Source organism: Nonlabens sp. SCSIO 43208, assembly GCF_050703575.1.
In the GTDB taxonomy this organism is placed as follows: domain Bacteria; phylum Bacteroidota; class Bacteroidia; order Flavobacteriales; family Flavobacteriaceae; genus Nonlabens; species Nonlabens tegetincola.
This window is the reverse complement of sequence record NZ_CP065365.1, coordinates 172,734-185,404: the sequence shown is the minus strand read 5'-3', so window position 1 is coordinate 185,404 and position 12,671 is coordinate 172,734. Positions and strand designations below refer to the sequence as shown.

The window sequence follows — 12,671 nt, the reverse complement described above, 5'->3', positions numbered from 1 at the left end:
TAAAAATTAGTATATTTAAAGTGTAGTGAAAATAAGAACCGCCATAGTAGATGATAACAGCTTTTTAATTCACGCTGTAAAGGAAAAGCTTAGCTTTTTTGAAGACATACAGGTGCGGTTAACCGCGACAAACGGTAAGGATTTATTAGAAAAACTCGAACAAAATAGTCGGATAGACCTTATTCTTATGGATATAGAAATGCCCGTAATGGATGGCATTGAAGCTACACAACTCGTAAAACAGCGTTATCCTCACATAAAAATAGTAATGCTTACGGTCTTTGACAACGACAGCAATATATTCAATGCGATAAGAGCTGGCGCCGACGGTTACCTACTCAAGGATGTTGATCCCGATAAGTTACATGCAGGAATCCTACAAACCTTAAACGGTGGCGCAGCAATGAATCCAGCGATAGCCTTAAAAACCTTAAAACTATTACGTTCACCAGAACAACTTAATAATTTAAGTGAGCACAAGGAGGATTTCGCTTTAAGCGAAAGAGAACAACAAGTACTAGAACAATTAGCTAGCGGTTTATCCTATACTGTAATTGCAAAAAACCTGATTCTTTCACCCAGTACAGTGCGCAAGCATATTGAAAATATCTACAAAAAACTACAAGTACACAGTAAGTTAGAAGCAGTAAGTAAAGCTCGTAAACACAATATCATATAGCACATGAAAAGACTGCTCTATCTTTTTATAATCCTGTTGCTTACCAGTACCGGAGTAACCACCGCACAACAATCCAACCCGACTAAACTAGACAGCTTGTTGCAACTGGCAGCAGCAAAGCCCAACGATAGTTTAGCCATCATTCATTTGCACAAACAGTTTTTTGTGTACGTTTATAGAGAACCGCAAATTGCCAAGGCACTAGCCGATACTACTATCAATAGAACAGCACAACCACCGCATGATTACCTGCACGCTCAATCCTTAATGCGCAAGGGAATTTACTACGATGTGATCAGTAAAACAGACAGTGCGTTGCAACTCTATAACCAAGTGCTCAAAATCGCAAGTGTTAATAAAGATACGGTTTCACTGGCAGGAGCTTACAACAATATAGGATTAGTCAAATGGAACCGTACCGAGCTCGAGGCTGCTATGCAAGACTTTATTCAAAGTTCTACCTTGTTCAAACAATTAGGAAACACCTATGGATTGGCGAGCGCTCAAAACAACATAGGTTTAATTTTATACGACCTAGGCCGCTATGACGAGGCGCTAGAATACCACAAAAGCTCATTAAAATCTAGGATAGAACGTCAGGATTCCTATGGAATAGGAGCGAGTTATTCTAATATTGCTACGGCATTTTCAAAATTAAATCAGCCCGATAGCGTGCGCTATTACACCTATAAAGCCATTGATGCCAAACTTAAATCTGGTGACAAACGAGGACTAGCCATCGCCTATCAAAACCTAGCCATTGATTATAGAAGAAAAAATGTGCTAGATAGCGCCTTGCATTACTCCATTAAGGCCGATGAAATGTACAAAGCCTCTGGATTTAAAAGATTGTCCTCAAACAACTTGCAAGTCCTGGCCGAGTTGTATTTTCTGGACAAGCAATATAAGAAAGGCCTTGCTACCATCAACGAATCTATCGCTCTACAAGATTCAGCCGATTATAAAAACACAGCCGAAGCCTACAAAATCAAAGCACGTATTGAAGCCGGCTTAAAAGACTATAGAGCAAGCGCTCGTTCCTATGCACAAGTATTGCAAGCTAGAGACAGTTTTGATTACGAACGCAGGTCAGACCAAGCCCAAGACTATTTTGAAAAATACAAAACCGCCGAAAAAGAGCAAGAAATCACCTTGCAACGGGCCGTAATTGCCGAAAACCAATTGAAAATCCAAAAGCAAAATCAAATGCTGTACCTCAGTATCGCAGCCCTATTTATACTGGGATTAATAGGATTTGTGATTTACAGACAGCAACAACTTAAAAACCACCAATTAAAAAAAGAAAAAGAACTAGAACTAGCTCTTGCCAAAATAGAAACCCAAAACAAATTACAAACCCAGCGTTTACGTATCTCCAGAGATCTGCACGATAACATAGGTTCCCAGCTCACCTATATCATCAGCACCATAGACAATCTAGCCTATGCCCTTAAAAATACTCAACCCATCATACAAGATAAATTAAGCGGTTTAGGAACCTTTACCCGATCCACCATTGCCGAGCTTAGAGACACCATTTGGGCCATGAATTTAAACGACATTAGTCTGGATAAAATAAATGAACGCATTCATGCCGTTGTCGTAAATTTCAATTCCTTAGAGGAGCACGAGCCAGTCATTACCACACAATTAGTCAATAATACCAGTGTCACCTTTACCTCAGAGATGGGCATGCACGTATTCAGAATAATACAAGAAGCCCTAAACAATGCCGTAAAATACGCGCACACCGCTATTGAGATATACTCGGTGATTGAACAAGGTCAATTAATCTTTACCATCAAGGATCACGGACCAGGATTTCAAGTAGAAACAGTATCCAGCGGTAATGGAATATCCAATATGAAACATCGCGCCAGCAAGATAGGAGCCACCTTTACGATAGATACACAGGTAGAAACCGGTACGGTAATTACACTGCGCATTCCTTTGCACATTGCTCTTGATCAAACCGCTTAAAAATACAATCCTAAAACCCTTGTCTGCTTATTGTGTGAGCAAGTAAAGTGAGTATAGATCCGGCATTCAAATAACAAAACCTATTAATTCCTTTATATTCTTTTCGCTTTCGCGAAAACGTGGAAAAGTACCCACTAATTGGCACTACGAGCTACGCTAGGAACAGGAGAGCATTGAGCACTAGCGAAATAGCCTGAACGACCGTAGGTATCGTCCAGCAACGGTCATTTATGACCGTCAGTTTACGGGTTAAAGTACGCAAATTTTTCGGTTTAGCGCAGATGTTAGCAATTCCGATTGGATTCGGACGTAGTCGAATCCGCCGTAATTGCGGTTATACATTGTTACCTTCTGGCTTTTTTTCATTTATACGCTGTGCTGTAATTCAATTTCTGGCATCTCGTCATATGTTCTGCCATTCAATATTCTGCCATTTTTCTTTTTGTTTTTTCCACCCCATTGTTTAAAAAAGAATGCAACTTCTGACTTTTCGCATTGCTCTTGTATGTCAAGAACCCAATCCGCATCCATTGGTCTTGGATTATGTCCGCTTTCTCCACCAACAATAACCCAGTCAATTTTGTCTAAATTCATATTCGGAAGTGGACCAATTAATGGTTCTAACGAAAGGAATTTAACTCTTGCGTTGGTTTCTCTTAAAAAATCAATTCTATTTTCTACTTTTTGTTCCTCTACTGAAACTCCCATCCAAATATTATGAGTCCATTTTAATTCTTGATGAAGTTCTTTTAATCTTTCAGCTCTTTTGGTCAATACTTGAAAAACGTGTTGAGGATTTTCATTCATTACTTTGAAAACCTTTTTTATAAATTCTAAAGGAATATTTTCGTGAAATAAATCACTCATTGAGTTTACGAAAACAACTTTTGATTTTTTCCACGCATATGGTGTTTTCAAAGCGTCTTCGTGAGTTCTAACCTCAAAATTATCCTTATACTTTTCTACACCCATTGCTTGTAGTCTTTTGGACATTATTTCTGCATAGCAGAATTTACAGCCTTGAGAAACTTTGGTGCAACCAGTTGTCGGATTCCAAGTCATTTCAGTCCATTCTATACTTGATTGTGCCATTACTTAAGTTTTATAGTTAGTTTATTAAGATACTCTTTATATTCTTTATAATTTATATAAAAAGCACCTTTTCTAATTTTAGAATTATCTTCTTTTGATAAATCCAGTCTATTATCTGATTGTAGCTTTTTCAATATTTGAGTAGAATGCTTGGGCAAAAATCCTTGTCTTAATGTATATTCATAAATTTCTCCATTGGTTCTGCCTTCTTTTAAATAACCAAGTAATAAATCTTCAAGCCTATTAGTCTCTAAAACTGAAAAAAGGGTTGATTGATTACTGTTATATTTCCATCCTCGACCTTGTTCAGTGTCAATATCCCATTTAGTCTCCAACATTTTTTCATAACCTCGAATGTGTGAACTAAAAAAGAATAAACAGAAAACAGTGTTTTCTTCTTTTTTTAATGTAAAACTATCAACAAAATAGTTATTACCAATAAAATATTGAAATCCTTCCTTTAATGAGCGAATATATTCCCATTCGTTTTTCAGTTTATTCTTATCAATTCCCAATTGTGTGTTGAAATTTTCTAAAACATCTGGTGTTCCAGCTTTTGAGAAACGATACATAAATTGAATAGGTAACCATAGTAAAACTTCTGCATTGTTATTACAGTCGAGCAAGTTTAATATGTGTTCTGCTTTTATCTCTTTATAACCAAAAGGATCAATGAACACAAATGCTTTGGTATCTTTAAACTTTCTAAATTTATTTGGAAGTTCTTCTACAATTTTAAGATAGTCTTTGTTTACTAAATTTAAAGTCCCAAAATTTGGGTAGTGTAATTTATTTTCTTTTATGTGATCGTCAAGGGTTTTAATTCTATCTTGGTCAATATCGTTGAAATGACAATGAATTTTTGGTGATTTTACCACTCTTTTGTCAATGAATTGATAATAAGTTTGTTTTACTTTTTTCAATGCAATTACTGGACTTCCTTCTCCACCGTTTTCATAAACTCCAGGACCACAGAATAAGTCAACTATATGAATTGCTTTTGTGTATCCATCATTGCAAATTATATTTAGATACTTTTGAATATAGTCTCCGAAAAGTTTAACCTTTGCTTCTGAATGGTTTAGTAAATTTATTTGTGATTTCTTATTGCTCATTGGTTTGTTCAGCTTGCAGACAACACGCACAGGTTATGTCGAGTTCACGCAGAATGCGTAGTGTTCTAAAGTGTACGGTAGCTGTTGGTTTGGTTAGTATTTTCTTTTCTCAAATATATTGAATTCCATACTAATAAAGTAGCAGTGAAGACTAAGAAAATGAGCCTATTGGATTGTGAAATAGGAATTATGTCATGATCCAAATCATGCTAGAAACTAATCAAAAAAACACTTGGTTTTTAGCTAGGTTCATTGTTGGCTGACGTTAATGTTAATGTTGTTCAATCCAGAAGTCATAAGCAATTTCTTTGTCGTCTAACTTTACAACCAAAAAATTAGGATCAACTAAAGACCAACCAGCAGCATATAACATTAAAGTATCTGGTTGAGAATTTTCAGCGTACCAATTATTCCAATGGTCTAACATTTCTTCTCTAATTTCCTTTGATTTGCCAACTGTCGAAATAATGTCTAAAGAATCAGGAACTTTTATATTGGCAGGTAACCTAAATTCAATTCCGTCTTTATAAGGCTTTCCAAGTAGTTCTATAATTTCAGATTTTGTCATACCTTTTTCAAGATGATTTTCAATTAAATCATCAATCATACCTACTCTTGGATTTTGAGAAAGTCCATTTCCAACTTCGGAATTTTCCAACCATATTTTTTGGTCGAACTGAGAGGAATATTTATTTGATTTATCTGAACAAGACAGAAAGCACACAAGGAACACTAAAGTAAGTAAAATAAGAGTTTGTTTTTTCATAATTATTGCCAACACGCACAGGTTGTGGCGAGTTCACGTAGAATGCGCAGCATTCTAGAGTGTACGGTAGCCATTCTTGCATCCGACGAGTGCGCTTTTATGAAAGCGGCATGAGAGGAATGCACAAATTTGCTATAACCGTAGTTGTTGACGGTACCAGTAACGCTGGTTAGTGTTTAGTTATTTAGGTTATAAATATAGTTAGATAAAAGCAAATTACAGCGACTTGTCTCCGACGAGCAAACGCAGTTTGCGAGAGGAAGACACGCGTGGATCTAATTTATAAGTTCAGGAGAGAATTGAGCGCTAGCGAAATGGCCTGAACGACCGTAGGTATCGTCCAGCAACGGTCTATGCTATGGTTTCTTTACGGAATGGTACACGAGTATCATTCCGCCGTAACCATAAATTTAGCAAAAAGGCCTGAAATTCCGATTGTAATTTCGTCCAGTTTTTATTCCGCTTATTGTCAGCAAGATTATTAAAATCAGTTGAATGATTAATAAAATGTAAAAAGCATTATTCCATCCATTTCCAGCATTTTCCACAATTCCGCCACTCAAAGGTGGATATTCAGTTGAGCCAGGAATTTCTCGTATAGAATTTACCAACGAAATCAGAAATGTGAAAATCAAAATCAGAGTTATGTCCGAAATCATAAAAATCAGATTTGCGGTCAAGTTTTTAAAATTCCGACGTAACATTCGGATTAGGTAAACACCAAAGAAAATCAGCGTAACCATTGGAATAATAAGATGAATATTCGCAATTACATAGTAAGTGTCGTGAACATTAATATCGGTTACTGAATCAGATTTCAGTCCGCTTATTCCGAAAATCCAGAGTATTAAAATCAGCACGAAAACTATTGTTCCAATTAGCCAAAATGTTTCTTTTTTCTTCAAATTTTTAGTTCAGATTACGATTTTGGGACATTATGCACAACACGCACAGGTTATGGCGAGTTCACGCAGAATGCGTAGCATTCTAGAGTGTACGGTAGCCATTCTTGCATCCGACGAGTGCGCTTTTTTAAAGCGGCATGAGAGGAATGTACAAATTTGCTATAACCGAAGTTGTGGACGGTACCAGTAACGCTGATTAGTGTTTATTTGTTTAGGTTATAAATATAGTTAGATAAAAGCAAATTACAGCGACTTGTCTCCGACGAGCAAACTCAGTTTGCGAGAGGAAGACACGCGTGGATCTAACCTACAAGTTCAGGAGAGAATTGAGCGCTAGCAAAATGGCCTGAACGACCGTAGGTATCGTCCAGCAACGGTCTATGCTATGGTTTCTTTACGGAATGGTACACGAGTATCATTCCGCCGTAACCATAAATTTAGCAAAAAGGCCTGAAATTCCGATTAGGAATTTCAGCCGTAATGAACTATAGCCGGTGTTGTGCGTAGGTTTTTTATTCAGTTCTAGTTAGTTTTATTTCAGTCGGTTTTTCTGGAAATCCAATTAGTTTATTTTTTATAATATACATTTTAGTTTCTCCATCAGTCAATTTTATGCTATCACCTTTTCTTTCGTATTTGCCGAAATAAAGTCCAGTTGTCGAACCATTCGGTTTGTTTGTTAAATCCGATATAGAGAAGTAGTCAGATGTTTTTGATAAGCTCACTTCAAGTTTTCGTTTGTCAACACCAAAAGAGAAATCCTCGTAGTTTCTTTCATTCCAATATATAAACCATAAACTCCAAAATGCATAAAAAATCAACGGACAAATTATTGAATTGATAAGAAATAATTTTGACAAAGGTTTTTTTAAAAAATAGAATATTAGTCCGATTATGAGATTTAATCCAAATAGAAAAGGTAAGATTAGAACAATTCCGATTGAAGTGCTTGGGTCAGGTTTCATTTGATAAATCCATAACCCAAGAAGTATAATTTCAAGGATTAAAATTCCAATTCCATATTTCAATATTTCTTTCGAGTTCATTTTTTCAACTTACGCACAACGGTCTCGGCTAAAAAGCGTTGCCATCCCAAAGGAAGGCTATGATTTTTTAGCCATTGTTATGTGTATTTTTAATTTAGCTTGATTGGTAAATTCATTCCATAATCTTCATCCGCAATAATTGTCACCGGAAGATTAATATTTTCATTATTTGCCTTTTTCCAAACAGTTTTTAACCAATCCCCAACCACATCAGATAGAACATCATTGACTTCAAAGCTCGAATCAAATGGATCCATCAGAGGCACATTAGGTTTTAAACCTTCTGGAGTATGAATTACATTAATTAAGTCTGCAGAATCTTCAATTGCTTTATTTAGTACGTATAAGTCAGGACCTGATAAAGAAACTCGAACTCCAAAAGTTCCTTCTCCGTCTTGATCAGGAAAAATCATTAATTCAACGCCTTTAGTTTTCTCAGGTAGAGCTTGTAATGTCTTGTTTAAATTTACTAAGGCACTTGATGAGTTTTCATCTAGTACTTTTCTCAACTCAATTTTGTATTCGTTTTCTTCCATAAAAATTTGATTTCATATTCTTATGTGATTTTGTTTTTAGTCATTAATTCTATCAGATTTCCATCTATATCTTTTAATAAGATGTGTTGATGGTTTTCAGAATTCCATAAATTCTTGGTTATTTGAATATTTAACTGTCTAATACCTTCTAAATACCCTTCAATTTCATCAACAAAGAATCTTAATTCAACATTCTTTGTCACACTATCTCCAAGTTTCACCTCATGAATTTCAAAATGAAAGTCATCATAGATATAGGTAAATGTTTTTAATCCATTTTTAAGAATCGTTTTATTGAATAACATTCCGAGTTCTTCGTAAAATTCAACTTGGGCTTGATAATTTACCGAATTGAGAATTATTCTATTTGTTTTCGGTGGAGGATCGAACATTTATATTATTTGTTTCAGTTACACATAACACGCACAGGTTATGGCGAGTTCACGCAGAATGCGCAGCATTCTAGAGTGTACGGTAGCCATTAGCGTTAATTTGCTATAACCGAAGTTGTGGACGGTACCAGTAACGCTGGTTAGTGTTTAGTTATTTAGGTTATAAATATAGTTAGATAAAAGCAAATTACAGCGACTTGTCTCCGACGAGCAAACGCAGTTTGCGAGAGGAAGACACGCGTGAAACTAACCTATAAGTTCAGGAGAGAATTGAGCGCTAGCGAAATGGCCTGAACGACCGTAGGTATCGTCCAGCAACGGTTTAGGCTATGGTTTCGTTGCGGATAATTTCCAACGGAAATTTTCCGTATGAAATCCAGCCGCTTTTTTGTTTTAAATTTTCAAGTTAGTCAGAATATAGCAATGAATTATAGCCCTTGTTGTGAGCAGTTATTATTTTAATTCCTGAAATACAGTATCGAAGTCCAATTCCTCAGGCACATTTAATTCTTTCCGTTTATTTAGGTACTGCTCGTAAGTCAAGTCATTACTTTCTCCTGTTTCTGAAATTTTAATCAAATGATAAAAAGTAACTTTTTTATTAACTCCATTTGTCGAATCCTTCGGATGTCTTTTTGCAATTATAAAGTCCTTGTTATGTCCAACTTCGAATACTGTTTCTCCAACAATCAAATTTGATTTGTGATTACCTGGAAAATGCCAAATACTCATTTCGTCCAAATACCCATTAGCTAATAGCCAATAATCTCCAGTTATTTCCTGTTCAACTAATCCAGCACCAAATAAACAACCCTTGAGGAAAAAACAACAGAAAACAACAATTCCAATTTTTTTAAGTCCAGATTTCATGTTTTTTAATTGCTCACAACGGACTCGGCTATGAGTAGTTGCGTGGTTTAGAGATTAACTTTGCATGTACACACCAAACTGAAAATCCGCAGGATTTTCCGAGTAAGCAATGACCAAGCAATTATTTTTATACGATGTTGTGTGTAGGTTTTTTGTTATTTATTAATTTAGTGACTCTTTTCGCTTTTTCAAAATCCGCATCAACCAGCCATACTTTTAAATTCTGATTTTCTATTTCAAGATTTAAGTTTGCTTTATCCTTAAATTTTCCACCTACACCACCTCCAGTAAATAAATCCACAATTATGCTTAAAGTAGAAATCAACCAATTCGTTCTTTCTGCGTTCAATTCCGCTTTTTTAAGTTTTCCGAAAGAATATATTCCGCTGTTTTTCGGGTCAGAAACATCAACGATTTCAAATTCGTCTTTATTCAAAATTATTTTCAATTCAGGTTTATTCCTTAATTCAACAGTTTCTGTCATTTTTACGTTCTGATTTTAACTTACACACAACGGTCACGTACAACCGTCAGTTACGGGTTTATATGCGTTAATTTTCGGTTTAGCACTGACGTTAGCAATTCCGAGTGGATTCGGACGTAGTCGAATCCGCCGTAATTGCGGTTATACATTGTTGGCAACTGGCTTTTTTTATGGTCGAATAAAGTCATAATTTCCGTTTATTTCATCCACATTCCAAGTCAGTTTAGGCAACTCTATATTTTTATTAAAATCTATTATTGTCAAAGATTTTAGTTTGTCAAATTTATAATTCGTTTGAATTCGTGTGTTTGATAAAAAGTAACTTCCTTGTACAAATTCTCCTTTTTCCTTTATGATTTTTTCTAATTCTTTCGAGTTTGTTTTTACATAAAATTCTCTTGAATCTCCAAATCCCGGTTTTAGTTTTAATTCCACAATTCCGTTATTATTCAGGTTTGCGTCGACAAAAACAGTTCTCGAATAATCTTTGTCCATTCGGTCAATTGCTATAAAAGCAAAAAAGCCAAGAGCAAATAAAACAGAAGCTGTTTGAAATTTCGTCCTATTCTCCGTTTTGTCTGTTAAATAGATAATTGACAATGGAATTAAACTCAAAAATATTAAATAGGGAAGAAGCAGAACTAAAATCAAAATACTGTTATGAAAATCAAAAGTCAAATATTTTCCGACTTCGTTTGTTAGTAAAATGCTATATGAAATGGTAGTCAGTAAAGTCAATAAAATTCCGAATTTCTGTTTCGTGAATACTAAAATTAGAGAAACAAATAACATTGGATAAAGCAACAAATAAAAGTCTGTTGTTTTGTCAATTCCATATGCAAAAACTGTTACAGTTTGAGACAGAAAGCTAATCAGTCCGACAATTGTCAGAATGATTATTATTAATCGAATTTTTTTCTGTTTTTCCGTCTGTTTCATTTTTTTCAGCTTGTTGCCAACACGCACAGGTTATGGCGAGTTCACGCAGAATGCGTAGCATTCTAGAGTGTAGGGTAGCCATTTTTGCATCCGACGAATGCGCTTTTATGAAAGCGGCATGAGAGGAATGCACAAATTTGCTATAACCGTAGTTGTTGACGGTACCAGTAACGTTGGTTAGTGTTTAGTTATTTAGGTTATAAATATAGTTAGATAAAAGCAAATTACAGCGACTTGTCTCCGACGAGCAAACACAGTTTGCGAGAGGAAGACACGCGTGGATCTAACTTATAAGTTCAGGAGAGAATTGAACTCTAGCGAAATGGCCTGAACGACCGTAGGTATCGTCCAGCAACGGTCCTGGCTATGAGTAGTTGCGTGGGTTAGTACTAAATTTTGCAAGTACACACCAAACTGAAAATCCGCGAGGATTTTCAGAAGTAGGCGGGAACAAGCAATTACTTATAGCCAATGTAAGCACCAGTATTTATTGTTTTTTTATTTCGTTTATCGTATTTGGTGGAATGAATTCCCACTCCTTGTTTTTGTCTCCAATTATGAATTTGTGTTCATATTCACGAACGATATTTCTTTTATCATTCGAGTCATAATAAAATGTTTCTGAATCCGCTTCTTTGAAAATCCGATTGTGTTTAAATACATTATTCTTATCTACAGCGAAATAGAAAAATTTTGGTCCATTAATTATTTTAAAAGTCTCTCCGTCAGCATTTGGCATTAGTTCTCCTCTGAAATAAACATTTTTACCGTCTGTAGCATATTCTTTTCCAAGATATTTAAAATTTTTAGGGTCTGCACTTTCCATTATTATTTTACCGTAATAACAAACTCCGCAATCCTCGTAATCAATGCAAGGTTGTTCTAAAGGATAATAAACGTTTTTTTTGTCTTTTGCATAATTTGTTCCAGCCAGGACTTTAAATGTTTTGATATCAATTCCCTTTAAGGGTTCAACGTTACAAGCGATTTCTCCACCAAAAATCGAATCTCCAATTCTTGTGTATCCATCAACACTTTCTTTGTCTTTTAGAGAAATCCAAATTTTTCCATTTTTTGAATATTCCGCGGTTTTGTCAACGATTCCACTAGGTTCGAAATATTTATTCTGTCCTCTGCAACTTGTTAGAAGAAGTGTAAAATTCAGAATGATAATTAAGTGTTTCATCATTGGGTTTATATTGGTGCTAACACGCACAGGTTATGGCGAGTTCACGCAGAATGCGTAGTGTTCTATAATGTATGGTAGCTAGTGGTTTGGTTAGTAATTAGTTTTCTCAAATATATTGAATTCCATACTAATAAAGTAGGAGTGAGAATCGAGAAAATGAGCCTATTGAATTGTGAAATAGGAATTATGTCATGATCCAAATTATACTAGAAACTAATCAAAAAAACACTTGGTTTTTAGCTTAGTTCATTGTTGTGTGTAGTTTTTTTATTTCAGTCATATTCCGTTTTGTGGAATTCCAATAGTTTATCCGTTAAAATATTTATTTCTTTTTTCTCTTTTAGTTTAAAATCCGCAAACATAATCAGTCCGAAAACAACAAACACAATCGGCAAAATCCAATTTCCCTTAATCAGCGAAATTATTGAAATCAGAATTCCGAGTCCGAGTAAAATTTTCGCTAAAATATTCATCGGTGGCTTAAAGTCAAATTTCAAATCGTAATTATCTGTTTCATTCACAATTCCGATTAGTCTGTGATTGTTCGGGAAACGATTCCGCATTAATTCAAACTTTTCAGTTCCGATATATCCATTATAGAATCCGTTCACAATTAATTTGTTCAGAATTCTTAAGTTTTTATCACTTTTGGTTATCGTTTGTCTCATTTCTCAAATT

14 protein-coding genes are annotated in these 12,671 nt (G+C 35.1%); 2 read left to right on the top strand and 12 right to left on the bottom strand.

What is annotated here, in order from left to right; genetic code table 11:
* Positions 1–25 precede the first annotated feature (25 nt).
* Together I5168_RS00955 and I5168_RS00950 are read left to right on the top strand one after the other, a co-directional pair.
* A complete protein-coding gene (locus I5168_RS00955; RefSeq protein ID WP_105018399.1) occupies positions 26–679 on the top strand; it encodes a response regulator in 654 nt (217 codons plus the stop codon).
* 3 nt (positions 680–682) lie between these two features.
* Positions 683–2,659 (top strand): tetratricopeptide repeat-containing sensor histidine kinase, encoded by a 1,977-nt coding sequence (locus I5168_RS00950; RefSeq protein WP_431472176.1) that lies wholly within the window; start codon positions 683–685, stop codon positions 2,657–2,659.
* A gap of 366 nt (positions 2,660–3,025) precedes the next feature.
* On the opposite strand, the gene I5168_RS00945 is transcribed toward I5168_RS00950, so the two are convergent.
* The 12 genes from I5168_RS00945 to I5168_RS00890 all read right to left on the bottom strand — a co-directional run bounded on the left by I5168_RS00945 (position 3,026) and on the right by I5168_RS00890 (position 12,661).
* A complete protein-coding gene (locus I5168_RS00945; RefSeq protein ID WP_431472175.1) occupies positions 3,026–3,751 on the bottom strand; it encodes a DUF5131 family protein in 726 nt (241 codons plus the stop codon).
* Positions 3,751–4,866, bottom strand: a complete 1,116-nt coding sequence (gene tcmP / locus I5168_RS00940; protein ID WP_431472174.1) for a three-Cys-motif partner protein TcmP — start codon at positions 4,864–4,866, stop codon at positions 3,751–3,753. Before tcmP ends, I5168_RS00945 begins: the two co-directional genes overlap by 1 nt.
* Positions 4,867–5,137: 271 nt before the next feature.
* Positions 5,138–5,632 (bottom strand): hypothetical protein, encoded by a 495-nt coding sequence (locus I5168_RS00935; RefSeq protein WP_431472173.1) that lies wholly within the window; start codon positions 5,630–5,632, stop codon positions 5,138–5,140.
* A gap of 410 nt (positions 5,633–6,042) precedes the next feature.
* Entirely contained in the window at positions 6,043–6,537 is a 495-nt protein-coding gene (locus I5168_RS00930) for a hypothetical protein (protein ID WP_431472172.1), read from the bottom strand.
* A 512-nt stretch (positions 6,538–7,049) separates the two neighbouring features.
* Entirely contained in the window at positions 7,050–7,583 is a 534-nt protein-coding gene (locus I5168_RS00925; RefSeq protein ID WP_431472171.1) for a hypothetical protein, read from the bottom strand.
* An 89-nt stretch (positions 7,584–7,672) separates the two neighbouring features.
* Positions 7,673–8,119 carry a DUF6389 family protein gene (locus I5168_RS00920; RefSeq protein ID WP_105019094.1) on the bottom strand — a complete coding sequence of 149 codons (447 nt, stop codon included), beginning with the start codon at positions 8,117–8,119 and terminating at the stop codon, positions 7,673–7,675.
* A gap of 20 nt (positions 8,120–8,139) precedes the next feature.
* Positions 8,140–8,511, bottom strand: coding sequence for a hypothetical protein (locus tag I5168_RS00915; protein ID WP_431472170.1), 372 nt, complete (start codon positions 8,509–8,511; stop codon positions 8,140–8,142).
* 453 nt (positions 8,512–8,964) lie between these two features.
* On the bottom strand, positions 8,965–9,381 hold the full coding sequence (locus I5168_RS00910; RefSeq protein ID WP_431472169.1) for a hypothetical protein: 417 nt from the start codon (positions 9,379–9,381) through the stop codon (positions 8,965–8,967).
* Between the two features lie 127 nt (positions 9,382–9,508).
* The gene (locus I5168_RS00905) at positions 9,509–9,865 is read right to left on the bottom strand and encodes a hypothetical protein (RefSeq protein WP_431472168.1); all 357 of its coding nucleotides are present in this window, start codon (positions 9,863–9,865) and stop codon (positions 9,509–9,511) included.
* 168 nt (positions 9,866–10,033) lie between these two features.
* The gene (locus I5168_RS00900; RefSeq protein ID WP_431472167.1) at positions 10,034–10,804 is read right to left on the bottom strand and encodes a hypothetical protein; all 771 of its coding nucleotides are present in this window, start codon (positions 10,802–10,804) and stop codon (positions 10,034–10,036) included.
* A gap of 487 nt (positions 10,805–11,291) precedes the next feature.
* Positions 11,292–11,993: a DKNYY domain-containing protein gene (locus I5168_RS00895; RefSeq protein ID WP_431472166.1), complete on the bottom strand. Its 702-nt coding sequence runs from the start codon at positions 11,991–11,993 to the stop codon at positions 11,292–11,294.
* Positions 11,994–12,265: 272 nt separating this feature from the next.
* Positions 12,266–12,661: a hypothetical protein gene (locus tag I5168_RS00890; RefSeq protein WP_431472165.1), complete on the bottom strand. Its 396-nt coding sequence runs from the start codon at positions 12,659–12,661 to the stop codon at positions 12,266–12,268.
* Between the last annotated feature and the right edge of the window lie 10 nt (positions 12,662–12,671).